The organism is Rhodococcus sp. NPDC004095 (genome assembly GCF_053604015.1).
Window position 1 is genome coordinate 73,207 of record NZ_JBSGGS010000006.1, and the last position, 22,017, is coordinate 95,223.

Annotated in this window: 23 protein-coding genes; 10 read left to right on the top strand and 13 right to left on the bottom strand. The window is 69.6% G+C overall.

Annotated features, from left to right (window positions below):
• Positions 1–8: 8 nt before the first annotated feature.
• On the top strand, positions 9–644 hold the full coding sequence (locus ACWEPG_RS13390) for a TetR/AcrR family transcriptional regulator (protein ID WP_450112614.1): 636 nt from the start codon (positions 9–11) through the stop codon (positions 642–644).
• Between the two features lie 120 nt (positions 645–764).
• Here ACWEPG_RS13390 and ACWEPG_RS13395 read toward each other — a convergent pair whose 3' ends face one another.
• On the bottom strand, positions 765–1,550 hold the full coding sequence (locus ACWEPG_RS13395) for an enoyl-CoA hydratase (protein WP_450112613.1): 786 nt from the start codon (positions 1,548–1,550) through the stop codon (positions 765–767).
• 20 nt (positions 1,551–1,570) lie between these two features.
• Entirely contained in the window at positions 1,571–2,539 is a 969-nt protein-coding gene (locus ACWEPG_RS13400; protein ID WP_450112612.1) for an NADPH:quinone oxidoreductase family protein, read from the bottom strand.
• 171 nt (positions 2,540–2,710) lie between these two features.
• Between ACWEPG_RS13400 and ACWEPG_RS13405 the strand changes: the two genes are divergently transcribed.
• The 6 genes from ACWEPG_RS13405 (at position 2,711) to ACWEPG_RS13430 (ending at position 8,431) form a co-directional block, all read left to right on the top strand.
• Positions 2,711–3,514 carry a crotonase/enoyl-CoA hydratase family protein gene (locus ACWEPG_RS13405; RefSeq protein WP_450112611.1) on the top strand — a complete coding sequence of 268 codons (804 nt, stop codon included), beginning with the start codon at positions 2,711–2,713 and terminating at the stop codon, positions 3,512–3,514.
• Between the two features lie 80 nt (positions 3,515–3,594).
• Complete coding sequence (locus ACWEPG_RS13410; protein WP_450133990.1) at positions 3,595–4,788, top strand: thiolase family protein; 1,194 nt, start codon at positions 3,595–3,597, stop codon at positions 4,786–4,788.
• Between the two features lie 28 nt (positions 4,789–4,816).
• Entirely contained in the window at positions 4,817–5,578 is a 762-nt protein-coding gene (locus tag ACWEPG_RS13415) for a 3-hydroxyacyl-CoA dehydrogenase (protein WP_450112609.1), read from the top strand.
• A 26-nt stretch (positions 5,579–5,604) separates the two neighbouring features.
• On the top strand, positions 5,605–6,225 hold the full coding sequence (locus ACWEPG_RS13420; protein ID WP_450112608.1) for a TetR/AcrR family transcriptional regulator: 621 nt from the start codon (positions 5,605–5,607) through the stop codon (positions 6,223–6,225).
• 25 nt (positions 6,226–6,250) lie between these two features.
• The gene (locus ACWEPG_RS13425; RefSeq protein WP_450112607.1) at positions 6,251–7,252 is read left to right on the top strand and encodes an NAD(P)H-dependent flavin oxidoreductase; all 1,002 of its coding nucleotides are present in this window, start codon (positions 6,251–6,253) and stop codon (positions 7,250–7,252) included.
• A 21-nt stretch (positions 7,253–7,273) separates the two neighbouring features.
• Positions 7,274–8,431 (top strand): acyl-CoA dehydrogenase family protein, encoded by a 1,158-nt coding sequence (locus ACWEPG_RS13430; protein WP_452594566.1) that lies wholly within the window; start codon positions 7,274–7,276, stop codon positions 8,429–8,431.
• 87 nt (positions 8,432–8,518) lie between these two features.
• Here the strand turns inward: ACWEPG_RS13430 and ACWEPG_RS13435 are convergent, their stop codons facing one another.
• The 8 genes from ACWEPG_RS13435 to ACWEPG_RS13470 all read right to left on the bottom strand — a co-directional run bounded on the left by ACWEPG_RS13435 (position 8,519) and on the right by ACWEPG_RS13470 (position 16,402).
• Positions 8,519–9,505 carry an NAD(P)H-dependent flavin oxidoreductase gene (locus ACWEPG_RS13435; protein ID WP_450112605.1) on the bottom strand — a complete coding sequence of 329 codons (987 nt, stop codon included), beginning with the start codon at positions 9,503–9,505 and terminating at the stop codon, positions 8,519–8,521.
• A gap of 107 nt (positions 9,506–9,612) precedes the next feature.
• The gene (locus ACWEPG_RS13440) at positions 9,613–10,245 is read right to left on the bottom strand and encodes a TetR/AcrR family transcriptional regulator (RefSeq protein WP_450112604.1); all 633 of its coding nucleotides are present in this window, start codon (positions 10,243–10,245) and stop codon (positions 9,613–9,615) included.
• A 74-nt stretch (positions 10,246–10,319) separates the two neighbouring features.
• A complete protein-coding gene (locus ACWEPG_RS13445) occupies positions 10,320–11,177 on the bottom strand; it encodes an enoyl-CoA hydratase-related protein (protein WP_450112603.1) in 858 nt (285 codons plus the stop codon).
• Between the two features lie 4 nt (positions 11,178–11,181).
• A complete protein-coding gene (locus ACWEPG_RS13450; protein WP_450112602.1) occupies positions 11,182–12,699 on the bottom strand; it encodes a class I adenylate-forming enzyme family protein in 1,518 nt (505 codons plus the stop codon).
• Positions 12,700–12,739: 40 nt separating this feature from the next.
• On the bottom strand, positions 12,740–13,606 hold the full coding sequence (locus ACWEPG_RS13455) for an SDR family NAD(P)-dependent oxidoreductase (protein WP_452594567.1): 867 nt from the start codon (positions 13,604–13,606) through the stop codon (positions 12,740–12,742).
• 174 nt (positions 13,607–13,780) lie between these two features.
• On the bottom strand, positions 13,781–15,220 hold the full coding sequence (locus ACWEPG_RS13460) for an MFS transporter (RefSeq protein WP_450112600.1): 1,440 nt from the start codon (positions 15,218–15,220) through the stop codon (positions 13,781–13,783).
• Positions 15,205–15,414, bottom strand: a complete 210-nt coding sequence (locus tag ACWEPG_RS13465; protein ID WP_450112599.1) for a hypothetical protein — start codon at positions 15,412–15,414, stop codon at positions 15,205–15,207. The genes ACWEPG_RS13460 and ACWEPG_RS13465 overlap by 16 nt, the downstream gene beginning before the upstream one ends.
• A 37-nt stretch (positions 15,415–15,451) precedes the next feature.
• Positions 15,452–16,402, bottom strand: coding sequence for a PDR/VanB family oxidoreductase (locus ACWEPG_RS13470; RefSeq protein WP_452594568.1), 951 nt, complete (start codon positions 16,400–16,402; stop codon positions 15,452–15,454).
• Positions 16,403–16,554: 152 nt separating this feature from the next.
• Between ACWEPG_RS13470 and ACWEPG_RS13475 the strand changes: the two genes are divergently transcribed.
• From ACWEPG_RS13475 to ACWEPG_RS13485, 3 genes are all read left to right on the top strand, one after another.
• Positions 16,555–17,340, top strand: a complete 786-nt coding sequence (locus ACWEPG_RS13475) for an SDR family NAD(P)-dependent oxidoreductase (RefSeq protein WP_450112597.1) — start codon at positions 16,555–16,557, stop codon at positions 17,338–17,340.
• A 25-nt stretch (positions 17,341–17,365) separates the two neighbouring features.
• Entirely contained in the window at positions 17,366–18,232 is an 867-nt protein-coding gene (locus tag ACWEPG_RS13480; protein ID WP_452594569.1) for an alpha/beta fold hydrolase, read from the top strand.
• Between the two features lie 91 nt (positions 18,233–18,323).
• Positions 18,324–18,965: a TetR family transcriptional regulator gene (locus tag ACWEPG_RS13485; protein ID WP_450112595.1), complete on the top strand. Its 642-nt coding sequence runs from the start codon at positions 18,324–18,326 to the stop codon at positions 18,963–18,965.
• On the opposite strand, the gene ACWEPG_RS13490 is transcribed toward ACWEPG_RS13485, so the two are convergent.
• The 3 genes from ACWEPG_RS13490 to ACWEPG_RS13500 form a co-directional block, all read right to left on the bottom strand.
• On the bottom strand, positions 18,962–19,330 hold the full coding sequence (locus ACWEPG_RS13490) for an antibiotic biosynthesis monooxygenase (RefSeq protein WP_452594570.1): 369 nt from the start codon (positions 19,328–19,330) through the stop codon (positions 18,962–18,964). The two genes, ACWEPG_RS13485 and ACWEPG_RS13490, sit on opposite strands and share 4 nt — an antisense overlap.
• A 185-nt stretch (positions 19,331–19,515) precedes the next feature.
• Positions 19,516–21,000 carry an aldehyde dehydrogenase gene (locus ACWEPG_RS13495; protein ID WP_452594571.1) on the bottom strand — a complete coding sequence of 495 codons (1,485 nt, stop codon included), beginning with the start codon at positions 20,998–21,000 and terminating at the stop codon, positions 19,516–19,518.
• Positions 21,001–21,010: 10 nt separating this feature from the next.
• Entirely contained in the window at positions 21,011–21,835 is an 825-nt protein-coding gene (locus ACWEPG_RS13500) for a mycofactocin-coupled SDR family oxidoreductase (protein WP_452594572.1), read from the bottom strand.
• Between the last annotated feature and the right edge of the window lie 182 nt (positions 21,836–22,017).

The window sequence follows — 22,017 nt, forward strand, 5'->3', positions numbered from 1 at the left end:
GTAGGGCAATGGGTGAACCCGTCGAGGAACCGGCTCCAGACGAGACGGCCGGCGACTGGCGTCGACTGAAGGACGTCGAGCTGACCCCGATCCTGTCGGCGTCGCTCGACGCGTTCTACGAACTCGGCTACCACGGGACGACGGTGCGCGAGGTGGCCCGCCGGGTCGGGGTGACGGTGCCCGCGCTGTACTACCACCACGACAGCAAGGAGGGGCTGCTGATCGCCCTGCTCGAGTTGTCGACGGCGGACGTGCTGGCGCGGGCGCACGCCGCGGACGCCGACGGCGGCGACGATCCGGTGCAGCGGCTCGCGAACGTCATCGAGGCGATCGTGTTGCGGATGACGACGCGTTCGCGGCTCGCGTCGCTCGAGGGCGAGGTGCGGTACCTGAGCACGGAGAACCGGCAGCGGTACCGCGCGGTGCGCAAGGGCATCGAGGAGGTCGTGCTCGGGATCGTCCAGGACGGTACGGCCAGTGGGGATTTCGACGTCGAGGACCCCGCCGAGACCACCCGCGCGCTGCTCGGCATGTGCCAGTCCATCCCCCGCTGGTACCACGCGGAAGGCACCCTGTCCCCCGAAGAGGTCGCGAAGAAGTACGTGGCGATCGCGATGAAAACCGTTGGGGCAAAGCCGAGGTGAACGTTCCCACGCCACACCGCCCCACCCCGTGTGGATGAAGGGCACCTTCGCTCGGCCCAACCGGACGAGGGGCACCTCCACCCGCGACGGTGTGGCGGTGGAGCGAGCGGACGAAGACGGTCAGCCTTGGCCGAAGACCGCAGGCCGCTTGTTCAGGAACGCGTCGACGCCCTCCGCGAAGTCGGCGGCGGCGAGCAGTTCGAGCTGACCGCTGCGCTCGCGGGCGAACGCCGGGTCGAGCTGGCCGAGGGTGGCGTCGTTGATCGCGGTCTTGGTGGCCGCGAAGGCATCCGACGGTCCGTCGACGAGGCCCCGGACGAGCGCCTCGACGTCGGCGGCGAACGTGGCATCGGGATACACCCGGGCGATCAGGCCCGCGTCGAGCGCGTCGGTCGCGGGCAGCCGCTCGGCGAGCAGCGCCATCTTCAGTGCGCGGGCCCGCCCGATGGACGCCGCGACGAGAGCGGTCGCACCACCGTCGGGCATCAGGCCGATCTTGGTGAATGCGAGCAGCAGGTAGCTCGACTCGGTGGCGACGGTGAGGTCCGCGCCGAGGGCGAGCGAGACCCCGACCCCGGCGGCCGGGCCGTTGACGGCGGCGACGACCGGGCGCGGGAACGCGCGCAGCGCGGCGACGAGCCGGTTGGCGGCGTCGATGGTGGCGCTGTCGGGCGGGCCGGTCAGGTCGTCGATGGTGGACAGGTCGGCTCCGGTGCAGAACGCCCGGCCGGCGCCGGTGAGGACGACGACGCGGACCGCGCGGTCACCGGCGTGCTTCTCGAGGGCGTCGGCTGCGGCGGCGAGGGTCTCGGTGGCGACGGCGTTCATCCGGGACGGCCGGTTGATGGTGATGCGCAGGACGCCGTCGGTCAGGTCGACGAGGACATCGGGGGTGTCGGTGCTCATGATCTGTCCTTCTCGGGGAGTCAGGATCGGAATGTGAGCGCCACTTTGCCGGTGGCGCTGCGGGATTCGAGGCTGCGCAGCGCGTCGCCCGCGTGCTCGAGGGGGTGGACGGTCGGTTCGGCGACCTGCAGGGCGCCGGACTCCAGGAGGGGTTCGAGTTCGGCCCACTGGCGGGCCGGGTAGCCGAAGTCCTCGCGGACGTACTCGCCCCATCCGGCGCCGAGCACCGCGATGTTCTTGAGCAGCAACCGGTTCACCTTGACGGTGGGGATCTCGCCGCCGGTGAAGCCGAGGACGACGTGCCTGCCGTTCGTGGCCAGGCTGCGCAGGCTGTCGAGGAAGCGATCGCCGCCGACCGGGTCGAGGACGATGTCGACGCCGCGGCCTGCGGTGATCTCGGCGACCGAGTCCTTGAATCCGTCGGCGAGCACGGTGTGGGTGGCGCGGTTGGCGGCGGCGACCCGCGCCTTCTCCTCGGTGCTCACGACCGCGATGGTGTCCAGGCCGAGGGCGGCCGCGACCTGCAGGCACGCCGTCCCGAGGCCGCCGGCGGCGCCGTGCACGAGGACCGTCTCGCCGGCCCGGTACCGGGCGCGTTCGGTGAGGGCGAAGTGTGCGGTGAGGTAGTTCATCAGGAACCCGGCGCCCGCGGTCAGCGACACGGTGTCCGGCAACCGGAACACGATCGACGCCGGGACGGCGACGGTCCCCTGCCACGCGCCACCCAGCGCCAGCGCGACCACGCGTTCACCGACGTGAAATCCGCTGTCGGCGGGGGCTTCCCGCACGATTCCCGCGCCTTCGACGCCGGGGACGAACGGGGTCGGGCGGACCACCTGGTAGCCGCCCGACGTCTGCAGCAGGTCGGGGAAGGAGACGCCGGCGGCTTCGAGGTCGACGACGACCAGGCCGGCCGGATCCGGTTCGGGGATGTCGACGACGCGGAGGCCGTCCGGTCCGATCGCCTCGACCACCTGCACTGCCCGCATGCCGTCTCCCTGGTTGCTCGGTTCGGCCGCACGCCGCGGCCGTTTTCATCAGTACCAGACCTCACTGAGCGGTCGCTAGCTAACGGGACCCATTGACCGGCCCGAGGGTCCCGTGATAGGTGTCTTAGCGAGCGTTCAGTAATCCCGTTCGATCCAACCGAGGAGCAACCCATGGCCGACGAGTCGACCACTGCGCCCGAGCCCGCGGCGCTGTACGAGCGGCGCGGCAACGTCGCGCTCATCACGCTGAACCGCCCGCGCGCGATGAACGCGGTCAACGCGGCACTGTCCACGGCGGTCGGCACCCTGCTCGAGCAGGCCGAGGCCGACGACGAGGTGCGGGTCATCGTGATCACCGGTTCGGGCCGCGCCTTCTGCGCGGGCGCGGACCTGAAGGCGCTCGGCTCCGGCCAGTCCCTCGACGCCGACGGCCACCCGGAGTGGGGTTTCGCCGGCTACGCCCAGCACTGGGTGAGCAAGCCGACCATCGCGGCGGTGAACGGTTTCGCCCTCGGTGGCGGCACCGAACTCGTCCTCGCCAGCGATCTGGCCGTGGTCGACGAGAACGCGCAGCTGGGCCTGCCCGAGGTCAAGCGCGGCCTGTTCGCCGCGGCCGGTGGCGTCATCCGCCTGCAGCAGCAGATCCCGAAGAAGGTTGCCCTCGAGCTGGCGCTGACCGGCGAACCGATCACCGCCGCGCAGGGCAAGGAACTCGGGCTGGTCAACCGGGTCGCCCCGGCCGGCACCGCGCTGGACCTCGCCCTCGAGCTGGCCGAGACGATCGCGGGTAACGCGCCGCTGGCAGTCCGCGAGTCGAAGGCCATGATCCACAACACCGCGACCGGCGCCGACTGGGAAGCCGGTGTCTGGCAGGAGAACCTCAAGGCCCTCAAGGTCGTCTTCACCAGCGCCGACGCGCAGGAAGGCCCGAAGGCCTTCGCCGAGAAGCGCGCCCCGGTCTGGCAGGGCCGCTAACCCCACGATCACGGTCCGGTGCCCTGTCGACCCCCTCCGGGGCGCCGGACCGCCAAACCCCCACGAAAGGCACCAACACCATGACGAACGCAGTCATCGTCGACGCCGTCCGCCTCGCCTCCGGCAAGGGCAAGATGGGCGGCGCGCTGTCCGGCACGCATCCCGTCGAGCTGCTCGCGCACGTGCTCCGCGCGATCACCGAACGCAACAACCTCGACCCCGCCCTCGTCGACGACGTGATCGGCGGCTGCGTACAGCAGGTCGGCGAGCAGGCGCTGAACATCTCCCGGACCGCGCTGCTCGCGGCCGGGTTCCCGGACTCGGTGCCCGCCACCACCATCGACCGGCAGTGCGGGTCGAGCCAGCAGGCCGCGCACTTCGCCGCGCAGGGCGTCATCGCCGGCGCCTACGACATCGTCATCGCGTGCGGTGTCGAGTCGATGAGCCGCATCCCGATGGGTACCTCCCCGATGGGTCAGGACACCCACGGCCCGTCCATCGCCGCCCGGTACCCGGAAGGCCTCGTCCACCAGGGCATCTCGGCGGAGCTGATCTCCGCCAAGTGGAAGTTCGACCGGGACACGCTCGACGCCTTCTCCGCGCAGTCGCACCAGCGTGCGGCGGCCGCGATCGCCTCCGGAGCCTTCGACCGCGAGATCCTGCCGATCGACGTGACCAACGCCGCCGGCGAGACCGTCTCGCACACCGTCGACGAGACGGTCCGCGCGTCGACCACCGCCGAGGGCCTTGGCGGGCTCAAGCCGTCCTTCCGCACCGACGCCTTCGCCGAGCGCTTCCCCGAGGCCCCCTGGCAGATCACCCCCGGCAACTCCTCTCCGCTGACCGACGGCGCCTCCGCGGTGCTGATCATGAGCGAGGAGGCCGCGACCAAGCTGGGCCTGACCCCGCGGGCGCGCTTCCACTCGTTCTCGGTCGCCGGCGACGACCCGATGTTCATGCTGACCGCGCCGATCCCGGCCACCCACAAGGTCCTCGCGAAGGCCGGACTCGGCATCGACGACATCGACGCCTACGAGGTCAACGAGGCCTTCGCCCCGGTGCCGCTGGCGTGGGCCCACGAGTTCGGCGCCGACCCGGCCAAGCTGAACCCGCTCGGCGGCGCGATCGCCCTCGGTCATGCGCTCGGGTCGTCCGGCACCCGGCTGCTGACCACCCTGCTGCACCACCTCGAGAACACCGGCGGCCGCTACGGTCTCCAGACGATGTGCGAGGGCGCGGGCATGGCCAACGCCACCATCATCGAACGTCTCTGATCCACAACACGTCTCGAAAGGAACACGCATGATCATCAACGACAGCGTCGCCGTCGTCACCGGTGGCGCCTCGGGCCTCGGCCTGGCCACCACCAAGGCCCTGCTCGCCGACGGCGCCCAGGTCGTCATCATCGACCTGCCGTCCTCCAACGGCGAGACCGTCGCCAAGGAGCTCGGCGACCGGGTCCGCTTCGTCGCCGCCGACGTCACCGACGAGACCGCGGTCGCCGAGGCCCTCGACGTGGCCGAGTCCCTCGGCCCGCTGCGCGTCGCGGTGAACTGCGCCGGCATCGGCAACGCCATCAAGACGGTGAACAAGCAGGGCGCGTTCCCGCTCGACGCCTTCAAGAAGGTCGTCGACGTCAACCTGTTCGGCACCTTCAACGTGCTCCGCCTCGCCGCCGAGCGGATCGCGAAGACCGAGCCCATCGAGGGCGAGCGCGGCGTCATCATCAACACCGCCTCCGTCGCCGCGTTCGACGGTCAGATCGGCCAGGCCGCATACTCCGCCTCCAAGGGCGGCGTCGTCGGCATGACCCTGCCGATCGCCCGCGACCTCGCATCGCTGCTGATCCGCGTCGTCACCATCGCACCGGGCCTGTTCAAGACCCCGCTGCTCGGCTCGCTGCCCGAGGAGGCCCAGAAGTCCCTCGGCGGGCAGGTGCCGCACCCGTCGCGCCTCGGCGATCCGTCCGAGTACGGCGCGCTGGCCGCACACATCGTGTCGAACCCGATGCTCAACGGCGAGACCATCCGTCTCGACGGCGCCATCCGCATGGCCCCGCGCTGACCCACACGCGACGAGAGGAGGGGCCGATGTCTGCATCGCCCGAAACCACCACCAAATGGCGGGAATTCGAGCCGATGCAGCTCGGCCCCATCCTCGAGCACGCGCTGGAGGCTTTCCACGAAAACGGCTTCCACGGCACCACGGTCCGCGATCTGGCCCGCCGGGTCGGGGTGACGGTGCCCGCCCTGTACTACCACCACGAGAACAAGGAAGCGGTTCTCGTGGCCTTGCTCGACACCGCCGTCCGCGACCTGATCGACCGCTGCGTGGCCGCGGTCACCGACGGCGGTGACGATCCGGTCCTGCGCTTCACGTACTTCTTCGAGGCAGTGGTGCTGAACATGACGCACCGCGCCCGGCAGTCCGCCCTCGACTCCGAACTGCGGCACGTCTCGCCGGACAACCGCCGCAACTACGCCGCGACCCGCAAGAGGCTCGAACTCATGGCTCTCGATCTGGTGACGGACGGTGTCGGCCGGAAGGTCTTCGTTGTCGACGACGTCCCCGAGACCGTCCGCGCCCTCCTCGGCATGGGCCAGTCCATCGCCCGCTGGTTCCAGATCGACGGACCGCTCACCCCGGACGAAGTCGCCGACCGGTACACCGCCATCGCCCTGCGCGTGGTCGGCCATCCCACCGCTTCCTGACAACCCGCACCGCGAGGAGAATTACGTGCTGACCACCGCATTCACCGAGACCTTCGGCGTCCGCCACCCCATCGTGCAGGGCGGCATGCAGTGGGTCGGTCGCGCCGAACTCGTTGCCGCCGTGGCGAACGCCGGCGCACTCGGCATGATCACCGCGCTCACCCAGCCCACCCCGGACGATCTCGCGAAGGAGATCGCCCGCACCCGCGAGCTGACCGACCAGCCGTTCGGCGTGAACCTGACCATCCTGCCCGCGATCACCCCGCCCCCGTACGACGAGTACCGGCAGGTCATCATCGAGTCCGGCGTCAAGATCGTCGAGACCGCCGGCTCCAACCCCGCCCCGCACCTGCCCGACTTCCACGCCGCCGGCGTCAAGGTGTTGCACAAGTGCACCAGCGTCCGGCACGCGGTGAAGGCTCAGGACATCGGCGTGGACGGCATCAGCATCGACGGGTTCGAGTGCGCGGGACACCCCGGCGAGGACGACATCCCCGGACTGGTGCTGATCGCCGCCGCGGCCGAGCAGATCACCATCCCGATGGTCGCCTCCGGCGGCTTCGGCGACGGCCGCGGCCTGGTCGCCGCGCTGGCACTCGGTGCCGACGGCATCAACATGGGCACCCGCTTCATGTGCACCGAGGAGTCCCCGATCCATCGCACCATCAAGGAGGCGATCGTCGCCGCGAAGGAGACGGACACCGAACTGATCTTCCGTCCGCTGCGCAACACCGCCCGGGTGGCCAGCAACACCGTCAGCCGCGAGGTGGTCGAGATCCTCAGCCGCGGTGGGCAGTTCGAGGACGTGCGCGAACTCGTCGCCGGGGCCCGAGGCCGGCTCGTGTACGAGAACGGCGACCCGGAGGCGGGCATCTGGACCGTCGGCACCGTGCAGGGCATCATCCACGACATCCCGACCGCGGGCGAGCTCGTCGAACGGATCGTCGCCGACGCGGAGTCCCTGATCTCCGAGCGCCTGGCCGGGCTGCTCGGCAGCGACCGGGGCACCCGCACCGTCAACGCCTGAGCCATCGAGGAGCAAAGAACCATGCAGCGCAAGCACTTCGAATCCGACCACGAGGACTACCGGGGCACCGTCCGCGAGTTCCTGGCCCGCGAGGTCGAACCCCACTACCTGCAGTGGGAGGAGGACCGGTTGATCGACCGGACCGCCTACGTCGCCGCGGGCAAGTCCGGCATCCTCGGCCTCGGCGTCCCCGAGGAGTTCGGCGGCTCGGGGGTCACCGACTACCGATTCCGGCATGTCGTGTCCGAGGAGATCGCCCGCACCGGGACCACGTCGTTCGGGTCGAGCCTCGCCCTGCAGGACGACATCGCGATCCCCTACATCCTGCACCTCGGCACCGCGGCACAGAAGGATCGCTGGCTGCCGCGGATGGCCGCCGGTGAGCTGATCGGCGCCATCGCGATGACCGAGCCCGGCGCGGGCTCGGACCTGCAGGGCGTCAAGACGACCGCGGTCCGGGACGGTGACGAGTGGGTCATCAACGGCCAGAAGACTTTCATCACCAACGGCATCCACTCCGACCTGGTGATCGTCGTGTGCCGCACCGATCCGAACGCCGGGTCGAAGGGCTTCTCGCTGATCGTGGTCGAACGCGACGACCCCGGCTTCAGCCGTGGCCGCAAGCTGCACAAGGTCGGCCTCGCCGCGCAGGACACCGCCGAACTCGTCTTCGAGAACGTGCGGGTGCCGGCGGAGAACCTGCTCGGCACCGAGGGGCGCGGTTTCATCCATCTGATGGAGAACCTGCCGCTGGAGCGGATCGGGATCGCCGTGGGCGCCGTCACCGCGGCCCGCGCCGCCTACGAGTGGACCAAGAACTACGCCTTCGAGCGCAAGGCGTTCGGCAAGCCGATCGGCGACCTGCAGAACAGCCGCTTCGTGCTCGCCGAGATGCTCACCGAGATCGAGGTCACCGAGTCGCACATCGACCGCTGCGTGCTCGCCCTCAACGCGGGCGAACTCACCGCCGTCGACGCGTCCAAGGCCAAGTGGTGGGCCACCGAGCTGCAGAAGCGTGTCGTGGACCGCGGAGTGCAGCTGCACGGCGGCTACGGCTTCATGATGGAGTACCCGATCGGCCGCGCCTACGTGGACACCCGGATCCAGACGATCTACGGCGGCACCACCGAGGTGATGAAGGAGATCATCGGCCGCGACATCGCCGCCGAGTTCAAGTAGGCAGTCCCCGCCCGCGCCGGTTCCCAAATGTCACATCGGGTGTCCCACGAGTGAGCCGATGTGACATTTGGGAACCCAGGGAGGGGGTCAGGCGTCGAGGAGCGCGGTCCTCGCGGCGGCGTACTCGGCCTTGAGCCGCTCGACGAGCTCGGCGGCGGGCACGACGGCCTGCACCGCGCCGACGCCGTGGCCGGCGCCCCAGATGTCGCGCCACGCCTTCGCATCGCTCTTCGCGGCCTCGGTCCCGTCGGACTCGCCGGTGCCGAAGTCCATCGCGGACGGGTCGGAGGTCGCGAGGTTGTCGGGGTCCATGCCCGCCGCGGAGATGCTGCCGCGCAGGTAGTTTCCGTGCACGCCGGTGAACAGGTTGGAATACACGATGTCCGACGCGCCGGAGTCGACGATCATCTGCTTGTAGGCGTCGACCGCGTTGGCCTCCTCGGTGGCGATGAACGCCGAACCGATGTACGCGAGGTCCGCACCCGCGGCCTGGGCGGCGAGGATCGAGCGGCCGTGCGCGATCGATCCCGACAGCAGCAGCGGTCCGTCGAACCACTGCCGGATCTCCTGGACCAACGCGAACGGCGACTGGGTGCCGGCGTGCCCGCCCGCGCCCGCGGAGACGGCGATCAGGCCGTCCGCACACTTCTCGACCGCCTTGTGGGCGAACTTGTCGTTGATGATGTCGTGCAGCACGATTCCGCCGTACGAGTGGATCGCCTCGTTGACGTCCTCGCGGGCGCCGAGCGAGGTGATCACGATCGGCACCTGGAACTCGACGATGGTGGCGAGATCCTCGTCGAGCCGGTCGTTGGACCGGTGCACGATCAGGTTCACCGCGTATGGCGCCGACGGGGCCTCGGGGTTGTTCGCGTCGTGCTTCGCCAGCACCTCGCCGATCTGCGTCAGCCACTCACGCAACTGCGACTGCGGGCGGGCGTTGAGCGACGGGAACGATCCGACGATGCCCGACGTGCACTGGGCGATGACGAGGTCCGGGTTCGACACGATGAACATCGGCGACGCCACCACGGGCAGACGCAGCCGGTCCTTGAGGATCGAGGGCAGTGCCATGTAACTCTCCTTGCGCAAGATTGCCGTCGCCACAGCATCCCATGGCTACCTAGCGATCGCTAGGACGATCTTGCGCCGAGGGGGCCACCGAGGTTCACGTGATCGGCTCAGATGCCGGCCGCGGCGGCCGCCTCGGGCGTGAGAATGCCCGGGACCAGGAAGTTGGTCAGCATCCGGCGATGCTCCGGGTCCTCGTCGGAACCGAAGTCCATCCGTCCCACGAGGATCAGTTCGACCAGTGCGATCCACTGGCAGATCTCCGCGTTCGTGCGGTCCGCCCGCACCTCGCCGCGATCGCGGGCCTCGTCGATCACCGGCGCCCACATCTCCTCGGTCAGGCGCGCCGCCAGGCCCGAGCTGCCGACCAGGGCGGTCGCCAGATCCATGTGCTCGGGACTGACGATCAGTCGCACCACCGGGTCCTTGCGGCCCATGTCCACCAGATAGATCAGCCCGTCGACGATCTGGTCGGCGAACGTCTTCCGCTTGCGCAGGAAGGTGCGGGCCTTGCCGAACATCCGCCGCGAGCGCACCTCGATGAGCGCGGTGATCAGGGTGTCGCGATCGCTGAAGTAGCGGTACACGGTCGGTCGGGATACGCCGGCTTCCTTTGCGATGTCGTCCATCGTGGTTTTCGCCGCGCCGTAACGCTCGAAGGTCCGTTCCGCGGCCTCGAGGATCTGCCCCCGCGCCTCCTCCGGATTCTCACTCAGGACACTGCCGGTTCGCCGTCGAGCCATGTCACCCTTCTCCAGGTGTACGGCCCCGCGCCCTACTCCCGCGACGATGTTACCGCCGCGGGAGTGGGCGACGGCTAACTGGACTCGCCGAAGAGATCGGGCAATCCGGTCGAAATCCGGTCGGGAAAGTCCGGCTCGCGCTTCTCCAGAAAGGACTCGACGCCCTCGCGCGCATCGTCCGAGGTCCCCCGCAGGTACACCGCGAGCGAGTCGGCCCGGTGCGCGGACTCCGGGCCGTCCGCCCCGAGCATCCGCCACATCAACTGACGGGTCAGGGCGACCGACACCGGCGCGGTGCCACCGACCATCTCGCGCGCGACCTCGATCGCGCGCGAGAGCACCCGGTCGGCGGGCACGATCTCGCTGACCAGGCCGTGCTCGAGAGCCTCCGCAGCCGGCACCATCTTGCCGCCGAGCGTCCACCGCAGCGCGGCGGAGATCCCGACGACCCGCGGCAGGAACCAGGACGAGCACGCCTCCGGGACGATGCCGCGCCGGGTGAACACGAACCCGAAGCGTGCGGTGTCCGAGGCGATCCGGACGTCGGCGGGCAGCGTCATCGTGACGCCGACGCCCGCGGCGGGGCCGTTGATCGCCGCGATCACCGGCTTGGCGGACCGATAGAGCCGCAGGGCGACGCGCCCGCCCTGGTCGGCGGGAGCGCCCCCGGTCTCCGGGTCGTCGCCGAGGACGAAGGTGTCGCCACCGGACGCGAGATCGGCGCCGGCGCAGAACGCCCGCCCGGTGCCGGTGAGCACCACCGCGCGCACGGTGTCGTCCGCGTCGCACTCGTCCATCACCGCGAGGATGCGCTCGCACATCTCGTCGGTGAAGGCGTTGAGTCGATCGGGCCGGTGCAACCGCACGATCGCGATCTCCCCGTCCCGCTCGACCACCACCGGGCCGCCGGTCACCGCGCCTTCGTCACTCATCGTCTCAACGCACCTTGCTGAATCGCTCCGCCACGTCACGGTATTCGGAACGGATCGCGGTCTTGGACAGCTTCCCGCTGGGCAGCCGGGGCAGCGGTTCGTCCCGGATCACGACGTACCGGGGCACCTTGTAGTCGGCCACCACCTCGTCGCAGTGGGCCACGATCGCGGCGGCGTCGACGTCGCCGCTGACGGTGACGATGGCGGCCGGGGTCTCGCCGAACCGCTCGTCGGCCGCGGCGATCACCGCGACCTCCTCGACACCGTCGATGCCACCGATCACCCGTTCGATCTCGACCGGCGAGATGTTGATGCCTCCGGTGATGATGAGGTCCTTCATCCGATCGACGAACTTCACGCGGCCACCGTCGTCGAGCGTGCCGAGGTCGCCGCTGTGCAGCCAGCCGTCGCGCAGGGCCTGCGCGGTGGACTCGTCGTCGTTCCAGTACCCGGGAGTCACGCCGGGGCCGCGGAGCACGATCTCGCCCTCCTCCCCCGGGTCGGCGGGGGTGCCGTCGGGCCGAACCACCTTGAGCTCGGTGAAGATCGAGCCCGTCCCGCATGTGTCGGGATGCGTGAACGCCTCTTCCCGGGTGGTGGCGGTCGCGACGCCACCGGCTTCGGTCATGCCGTAGATCTGACGCAGCTGAACACCCTTGTCCGCCCACGACTTCAGGAGCGCGGGTGCGACGGCGGCGCCGCCGACGATCGCGGTGCGCAGCGACGACATGTCGGCGGCGTCGAACTCCGGCGTGCGCGAGATCGCCTCGAACACCAGGGGCACGCCGAACAGGGCGTTCACCCGATGCTCACCCAGCAGCTTCGCCGCACGCCCGGGGTTGAGTTCCTTCTCGATCACCAGGGTGTTTCCGAGCACCACCGACATCACCAGGCCCCACACGAGGCCGGGTGTGAACACGAGCGGAAGCAGCAGCAACGACGTTCCGCCGGGACGGAATCCCTCTTCGGTGAGGGTGGCCTCGAAGACGATGTTGAGCAGCGTCTTGTTGGTGCAGACGACGCCCTTGGACAGCCCGGTCGAGCCGCTGGTGAAGAGGATGGCGACCGGTTCGTCGTACCCGCGGTCGATGCGGAAGTCGTCGCGGTCGCTGTCGCGCAGTCCGGTGAAGTCGTCGAACGACAGGGCCTGGAAGTCGCCTCCCAGTGCCCGGGTCTGCTCGATCTGCTCGGCGAACTCGCTGGGCGCGATCGTCATCGCCGCACCCGAATCGTCGAGTACCTTGCGCAGTTCCGCCGGCTTGAGCCGCGGGTTGAGCGGCACCAGGACGGCGCCGGCCTTGATCACGCCGAGCGCGAGTACCGGCCAGGTCAGCGTGTTCGGTCCGAGGACGCCCACCCGATCGCCGGGCGCGATCCCGGCGTCGGCGATCCGGCGTGCCACCCGGCTCGACCAGTCCTGCAGCTGCCGGTAGGTCAGCGCCTCGTCGTCGACGATCAGCGCCCGCTGATCTCCCTTGGTGTCGGCCCACCAGTGCAGTGCAGATCCGATCGTGGCTGCCATGTCGTCCTTCTCCAGTCGAGATTCGTGAGGGTGTGTTCGGTCAGGAGGCCGCGGTCGGGTTCAGGTCCTCCTCGAACCACATCCCGACTCGCGAGAGGGTGCCGCCGTCGGTGGTCGGCATCGTGACACCCGACATGTAGGCCGAGTCGTCGGAGACGAGGAACAGTGCCGCCGTCGCGTTGTCGACCAGTGACGGCGGACGGTTCAGCTTGAGCGGGATCGGCGAGACGATCGGATCCCACGGGCCGGCGGTCTCCTCGTAGGACTGACCGACGACCGGGGTGCCCGCCGGGGCGAGGAAGTTCGGGGACATGCCGTGGGTGGGTGCGATCGCGTTGACGCGGATGCCGAACTTGCCGAGGTCGAGGCTCAGTCCGCGGACCAGCCCGTTGATGCCCGCCTTCGTCGCCTGGTACAGCGCGATGCCGTGGTAGGACACGATCGAGGACGCGGACGAGGTGGCGAGGATGACGCCACCACCGTTGGCCTTGAGCGCGGGCACCGCAGCCTGGGCGGAGTAGATGACACCGCTGAGGTTGACGCCGCAGACGTGCTGCCAGTCCTCTTCGGTGAGGTCCTCGAAGGCGACCTGCTCACCGCCGGCGACCGACGGCACGCCGCCGCGCGAGACGACGCCCGCATTGGCGAACATGATGTCGAGCTTGCCGAACTCGTCGACGGTGCGGGCGACGGCGTCGACCATCTGCGCCTTCTTGCTGACGTCCGCGACGATGTCGATGGCCGTGCCGCCCTGCTCCTGCACGAGCTTCACGGTGCCCGCCGCGCGCTCCGGGTCGATGTCGACGACGGCGACGCGGGCGCCCTCGGAAGCGAACAGCTGGGAGGCCTGCCGCCCGAGACCCGAGCCACCTCCGGTGATGATCGCGACCTTGTCGTTGAGTTTCATGTGAGAGCTCCTTGTGCCCGACGGGAGGGATCGCCGGGCAACCGGCGTCCGTAAATCTGACCGTGAATAAAGTTGGCGTGCACCGGATTCGGAACACGGTGCGGAAGAGTGCATTCCGGGGCGATGACGACCTCCGGCGCTTGTGACCCAGGCTACGCCCCACACTGTGAGACGTCAATCAAAATTTGTCCTTTGATATCCAGCCGACAGCGCCGCCACTCCGGCGGCGGCCGCGGCCGCCGCACCGATGCCGAAGGCGAGCACGTAGGCCGACTCGGTCGCCGCGCCCGTGCGCGGCACCGTCATCGCCGCGAGGAGGGCAGCGACCAGGGCGCTCGCCAGCGAGCTGCCGAAGATGCGTGCGATCGCGTTCACCCCGTTCACCACTGCGGTCTCGGAGGCAGGCACCGCGTCCACGAGCAGGGCGGGGAGGGCCGCGTAGGCACCGCTCACGAACACGTTGACCACCACCACGGCCACGACCATCTGCCACGGCCGCTCGTGCGCGAAGATCAGGACGGCAAATCCGGCCACCCCCACCGCGCACATCGCGACGAGGACCCGGTCCGCGCGGAACCGATGGACCAGCCTGCCGCTGACGGCGGCGGTCAGCGCTCCCGCGACGGAGCCGGGCAGCAGGAACACCAGACTGGCCTCCAGCACGGAGGCACCGAACCCGTAGCCGGCGACGTCGGGACCGGCCTGGACGAACTGCGCGATGCCGAGGAACTGGACGTACATCGCCGCACCGACGAGCAGCGCTGCCACATGCGCCGGTGCCACCGCACGTCCGACGAGCACCCGGGGCGAAACCAGTGGTTCCGTACAACGCTTTTCGTGACGGAACCACCACAGCAGGACCGACAGGCCGCCGGCCGCCAGGACAAGGGCCGGTCCGATCCCCCACCGGCCGCCCTCCGCGATCGCGAGCAGGAGGGCGGACAGCCCGACCGCGAGCAGGGCCGCACCCGCGACGTCGAGGCCTCCGCGTCGTTGCGGGGCTCCGATGCGGGGGATCGACATCCAGGAGATCACGAGCGCAATCAGACTCAGGGCCAACAACATCCCGAAAACCGGGCGGTAGCCTCCGTCGCCTGCGACCAGCAGGCCGGCCGCGACCATCCCGAATCCGGCTCCCGCCGCCATGATTCCGGACATGATGCCGATGGCATGGGCGAGCCGGCGCTCGTCGAGCACCGCGCGCAGCACCGCCACCCCGATCGGGAACAGGGCGAACGCGGTGCCCTGCAGTGCCCGTCCGACGATCAGCAGCGGCAGGGAGGGCGCCACGACGCAGAGCACCGACCCCACGACGACCACGGTGAGCACGCCGATCAGCACCGGGCGCCCCCCGCGCTGATCGGCGAGCCTGCCGAGCACCGGGGTGGTCACCGCGGCGGCGAGCAGGTTGGCGGTCAACACCCAGCCGACCGCCGTCGGCCCGATCCCGAGTTGCCGCGCCATCGTCGGGATCACCGGCACCACGGCGGCCTGCAGAATCGACAGGGTCATGACCGAGAAGCACAGTGCAGCAACGACACGAACGCCCGAGACGCCTGCTTCGGCGGAGGCCGGGGCGGCGTCGCGAGCCGCCGCCGTCAGTGACCGGTCCACTGCGGCGTCCGTTTGGCCGCGAAGGCGCGCGGCCCCTCCTTCGCGTCCTCGCCGGTCATCACGACCCGGGTGCGTGCGCTGCACGCCGCCGACAGCGCGGCGTTGACGGAGTTGCGGGCGTCGGGACGGTTCAGCGTCACGATCGCGACGTGGTCGCGCACCTCGTAGAGGGCGGCGGGCTCGGTCCGGTTCACGCGGGTCTCCTGGTGGGTCGATCGCTCGAAGGGTGGGTCAGAGGTCGAGGACGAGCCGTGGCGTGCAGCTACGGGAGACGCAGATCATCATCGCGTCGTTCGCGGCCTGCTCGTCCTCAGTGAGGATCGAGTCGCGGTGATCGGGCCGTCCGGCGAGAACCGCGACCTCGCAGGTCCCGCAGGTGCCCTCCCGGCAGGAGAAGTCGACGGCCACCCCACTGCGCTGCAACGCGTCGAGCACGGATTCCGATGCGCCGACCTCCACGACGGAACCGCTGCTGCCGAGTTCGACCTCGAACGCGCCGTCCTCGCGAGCGTCGATCTGTTTGGCGGCGAACCGTTCGACATGCAGGGTCACGTGATCTCGCTCCCGGCATGCGGACTCGATGGCCTGAAGCAGGGGTTCGGGTCCGCAGCAGTACACCGCAGTGCCCGCCGGCGCGGCGTCCAGGGCGGCGGCGAGGTCGAGGACGCCGTACTCGTCCTGCGGCCGCAGTTCCACCCGGTCGGGATGCGCGGCCACCAGTTCGTCCCCGAAGGCCATGCTCTCGCGGGTGCGTCCGCCGTACAGCAACCGCCACGGGAGGCCCTGTGCGTCGACCGACCGGAGCATCGGCCGCAGCGGGGTGATGCCGATGCCGCCGGCGACGAACAGATAGGACGACGCGGCGGTCAGCGTGAAGTTGTTGCGGGGTCCGCCGACGCCGATCACGTCGCCGACCTCCAGCTTGTCGTGCACATATGCCGACCCGCCGCGGCCGTTCGGTTCCCGCAGCACCGCTACGGTCAGCGAGGTCTCGTCGGTGACGTCGCCGCACAGCGAGTACTGGCGGGTGATGTCTCCGAACACGAGGTCGAGGTGGGCACCGGGCTCCCAGGTCGGGAGTTCGGCACCGTCGGGGTCCGCCAGGGTCACCGCCACGACCCCGGCCGCAGCCGGCTCCTTGCTCGTCACCCGCATCTTCCGGAACGTCTGGTTGTCGGTCATCGGGCTACCCGTTCCACTCGGACTGAACTTGCCTAAATCTTAAGTGATTAGTTTTATGGAACGCAAGAGCGACGTAGGAGGGCTTGCCTTCCATCCCTTCTCAGGTCTAAACCTATAGTCATTAGCCGATGTTCGACAGGAGCCGTGACAGCATGGACACCCCCCTTCCCGACACCGGATCGGTCGTCGACCTGTTCCGCCTGTCCGGGGCCGTCGCAGTCGTGACCGGCGCAGGCAGCGGACTCGGCGCCGGATTCGCCCGCGCACTGGCCGAGGCGGGCGCCGACGTGGTCGTCGCCGCCCGCCGTCGCGACAAGCTCGAGCAGGTCGCCGAGACGGTCACCGATCTCGGCCGCCGCTGCCTGGTCGTGCCGACCGACGTCACCGACCCCGACCAGTGCGACGCCTTGGCGAGCGCGACGATCGAGGAGTTCGGCCGCCTCGACGTCCTGGTCAACAACGCCGGCGTGACCCATGCCGCCCCCGCCACCCGCGAACGGCCCGAGGACTACCGGAACGTGCTCGAGGTCAACCTCTTCGGCGCCTACTGGACCGCCCAGTCCTGCGCCCGGGTGATGCGACCCGGGTCGAGCATCGTCAACGTCGCGAGCATGCTCGGGCTGGTCAAGTCGGTGCTGCCGCAGGCGGCCTACGCGTCCAGCAAGGCCGGGATGATCGGCCTGACCCGCGATCTGTCGAATCAGTGGTCTGGGCGAAAGGGAATTCGCGTCAACGCGATCGCCCCCGGTTTCGTCGACACCGACATGACCGGTGAGATGTCCCCGGAGACCCTCGCCGAGTTCCTGCGCGACTGTCCCCTCGGCCGCACCGCCACCCAGCGCGAGATCGACGCCGCGGTGGTGTTCCTGGCCAGCCCGGCATCGGGATACGTGACCGGGTCGACGCTCGCCGTCGACGGCGGCACGTCGGGCCACTGAACACCACCACAGGAGCACGAGCACCATGACGGACACCACCACCGCAGTACGCCTGACGGGCGACGGCCTCACCCTCGTCGCGGACCGCTGGGATCCGGTCCACGAACCCGCGCGGGGCACGGTGCTGCTCCTGCACGGCGGCGGGCAGACCCGGCACTCGTGGCAGCGCACCGGGGAGCGTCTCGCCGGGAACGGCTGGAGCGCGCTCGCCTTGGACGCGCGTGGTCACGGAGACAGCGACTGGGCGGACGACGGCGACTACGCCATCGCGGCGCACGCCCGCGACCTGGTCGCCGTCGCGAGCGCGCTCGACGAGCCCCCGGTCCTGGTCGGTGCCTCGATGGGCGGCATGGCCTCCCTGATCGCGCAGGGCTCGCATCCGGACCTGGGCCGCGCGCTCGTCCTGGTCGACATCACCCCGCGCGCCGAACCGGAGGGCCTCGCCAAGATCAGCGCCTTCATGCACGACGGCCTGGCCGGGTTCGACACCCTCGAGGACGCCGCCGCCGCCGTGGCCGCATACAACCCGCACCGCCGCAGGCCCCCGCGCGCCGACGGCCTGCGCAAGAACCTTCGCCTGCGCGACGGCCGCTGGTACTGGCACTGGGATCCGCGGATGCTCACCCACCGGGAGAACGGCCCGGAGCAGGCCGGGGTCCGCGAGGAGCAGGCACGGTCGGCGGCACGCGCGATCACCGTGCCCACACTGCTGATCCGAGGCGCCCAGTCCGACGTGGTCAGCCCCGACGGCGCGCGCGACCTCCTGGATCTGATTCCCGGCGCCCGGCACATCGATGTCGGCGGCGCGGGGCACATGGTCAGCGGCGACGACAACGACGTGCTCGGTGAGGGTCTGATCGATTTCCTCGACGGCTCGGTGCCGCCCCGGTGATCGACTGGACCGGTGGCAGGCCGACCACCCGTTACGATCGGTCCACCCGAGCCGGGTGCCCGACCCGGCGACACCGAGCGGAAAGCCCGAGATGCCACGACCGTCGAAACCGCTGATCAGTCGCGCCTCCGCGGTCGCAGCATCCATCGAGATCATCGACACGGAGGGGCTCGAGGCGTTCAGCCTGCCGCGTTTGGCCAAGCACCTCGGCGTCCGGGCACCGTCCCTCTACCACCACTTCTCCGACAAGTCGGAGATCCTCTCGGCCGTGGCCCGGCAGATCGCCGGCGCCGGCTCGATCCCGCGCCGCAAGCCGGGTCCGGACTGGCCGGAGTTCTTCGTGTCTCTCGCACTGAACTTCCGGCAGTCGATCCTCAAGCACCGAAATGCGGCGCCGATCCTGCTGCAGTACCTGCCCCGCGACCTGCTCATCGGCAGCTACGAGGAGACGGCCCGGTTCCTGGAAGCCTCGGGAGTCCCCGCCCGGCTGCACGTACAGATCCTCGACGGGATGGAACGCCTCTCCCTCGGCGCGGCGCTCACGGAGGCCGTACGCGGACCCAGCACGCGGACGACGATCTTCCCGAACGTCGACCCCGAATCGCAGCCCACCCTGGCGCACGCACTGGCCGAAAACGAGTTGACGTCGAAGAAGCTGTACGAGGAGATGGTCCGCAGTTTCCTGTACGGCGTCATGCGGAACGAAACCGACGCCGGCACCCGATCGGCCTAGGGGCGCTCGAAGAGGTCGACGGCCGTCGTGGCGCGGTCGTTCGGCAGTTCCTCGGCAATGTTCTCGCCGGTGCGGAGCCACCCGCCGCGCAGCGCCGAGCGGAGCCAGTTGTCAAGGGCATCTTGCGTTTCGAATCGAAGCACGATCACGCACACATCCGAGACGCTGCTCTCCTTGAGCCACCCTCCGCCGAGGAAGCCGGGGAAGATCCGAGCAAGGCCGAGGCCGCTCTGGATCCAGTCGGCGAACTCGTCGTCGCGGCCCGCCCGAATCCGCCGCACGATCGTGGTCGTCACGTTCGCGACACCACGTTCGGCCACGCCGTCACCGGTGTCGACCGCTCCGACGCCATCGGTGTTGTTCACTGTTCCCGCCTAGGCTCCCGCGCACGTCCATGCCGTGCGACCCCCTCAAAATAGCAGCGGAACGGCCACAAGCGGTGCCCCGGAACCAAATGTTCCGGGGCACCGCCTGTTTCGATCGCCGGCCGGCCAGGGCGTGTCTCCTAATCCCTCCCGGGTGTGCCGAAACGGGGATTGGGAGACATGCCCTAAGCCGGCATGTGCACGGTCTTGGTCTCGAAGAACTCCTCGAGACCCTCGACGCCGCCCTCACGGCCGACGCCGGACTGCTTGTATCCGCCGAACGGAACGGTGAAGTCGATGACGGCGCCGTTGACGCTGATCGTCCCGGTCCGGATCCGCTGCGCCAGGGCGTACCCGCGGTCCAGATCCTCCGTGTACACCGCACCGGAAAGCCCGTAGATCGAGTCGTTCGCGATCGCGACCGCCTCGTCCTCGTCCTCGTAGGTGATCAGCGCGATGACCGGACCGAACACCTCTTCCTGCGCGATCCTCATGTCGTTGCGCACCCCGTCGATCAGGGTCGGAGCGACGAAGAACCCCTGGTCGACGCCTTCGGGGGCGCCGCCGCCCAGCACGACCGTCGCACCCTCGGCCTCGGCCGTGGCGATGTAGCCCTGCACGCGGTCGCGGTGCCGCTCCCCCGCCAGGGGGCCGAGGAAGTTCGTCGGCTCCCAGGGATTGCCGATCGGCAGCGAGCCGTACGCCGCCTTGAGAGCCTCGACCACCTCGTCGTGCCGCTTGCGGGAGACGAGCACGCGGGTCAGCGCGATGCAGGCCTGCCCGGACTGCATGCAGCCGCCCATGGGCAGCGACTGCAGCACGTGGTTCAGGTCGGCGTCGTCGAGGATGATCGCGGCCGACTTGCCGCCGAGCTCCAGGGAGACTCGTGCGATGCGCTGGCTCGCGAGCTCCGCGATGCGGCGGCCGGCGACGGTGGAACCGGTGAAGGTGATGTGGTCGACGTCGGGGTTGGTCACCAACGTCTCGGACACCTCGCGGTCGGCGATCAGGACGCTGACCACCCCCTCCGGAATGCGGCCCTCGTCGACCAGTTCGGCGATCACGTCGGCGAACACGGCCGGCGACAGCGGGGCGTCCGGTGCACCCTTGAGGATCACCGAACAACCGGCCGCGAGCGCCGGGGCGATCTTGAACGCGATGGTGCCGATCGGTCCGTTCCACGGAATGATCGCGGCGACGACTCCGGTGGGCTCCTTGAGGATTCGTGAGATTCCCCCGTCCGCCCGGGTCCGGTCTTCCCGGACCTCGAACGCGCGTGCCTCGTTCGCGACCGCCTGGAACAGGCCTGCGGTCATCTGCTGGGTACCGGCACTGACGCTGACCGGGATCCCGACCTCGATGACGCCGATCGCGGTCAGCTCCTCGAGGCGGCGCTCGAGCCGGGTGGCGATCTCGTCGATCACGTCGGCACGCTCGGCCATCGACCTGCCCGCCCACGCGCCGTCGTCGAAGGACGCGCGCGCGGCGGCAACGGCACGGGCGACGTCTTCTGTTGTCGCACTGCGGATCCGGGCGGCACGCTGCTCGCTCCAGGGGTCGATCAGGTCGATCCACTCGTCGCCGGTCGAATCGACCCAGCGGCCGCCGATGAAGACCTGCTCGCGGTCGGCGACCGTGGGCGCCGAGGGGGTGGTGTCGGTGATGGTCATCTGTTGCCTCTCAGCGGTTGTTGTAGCCGGCGTCGACGGGCAGGGTGACTCCGGTGATGTAGCGGGCCTCGTCGGAGGCGAGGAAGACGATCGCGTTGCTGATGTCGACCGCCTCGATCAGCTCGACCGGCATCGGGTTCTTGTATGCGTCGTCGTTCGCCACCTCGGGGTGCGAGTTCACGAACGCGCCGTACTCCGCGTTGGCGACCATCGGGGTGTTCACGCCGGTCGGGTGGATCGTGTTGACCCTGATGAAGTGCTTGGCCAGCTGCTTCGAGTACAGCCGCATCAGACCGACGACACCGTGCTTCGCAGCCGAGTAACCGGCCTGACCGGGGAAGGTGTTGAGGCCGATGCTCGTCAGACCGGCGGCAGAGCTCGTGATCGCGACGGATCCACCCTCGCCGCGCTCGATCATGCCGGGCACGGTCACCTCGAGCACGTGCCAGACGCCCGTGAGCATCGTGTCGACGGCATCGTGCCACGCCTGGGGCTCGGCGCCCTGGTCGATGACCGGCATGATGCCGGCGTTCGGGACCACGATGTCGACGAACCCGAACTGTTCGACGCCGGCGTCGTACGCGCGCTGCACGTCCTCACGCTTGCGCACGTCACCGACGGTGGTGACGATCCGGCCGCCGGCCTCCTTGACGAGCCGCTCGGTCTCGGCGAGATCCTCCTCGGTGGCCATCGGGTAGAACACGGTCGGGATCTGCGCGCAGATGTCCATCCCGATGATCGCGGCGCCCTCCTCCGCGAGCCGGACCGCGTGCGCACGACCCTGCCCGCGCGCCACGCCGGTGATGAATGCGACCTTACCCTCGAGCCTCTTCATGTGTATCCCTCTCTCACTGGGTAATTCGGGTATCTGACGCCGGCGGACGAGGATCTGCGGGCGGATGTCGAGTGGGGGCGGACGACGCCCGGCTGGCGGGCCGGGCGAACCTGCGCCCTGTGTGTGACCCCCGACACAGCACGCTACCGACAGCAGGTGGTGACGTCAAGACAAAGATCGTA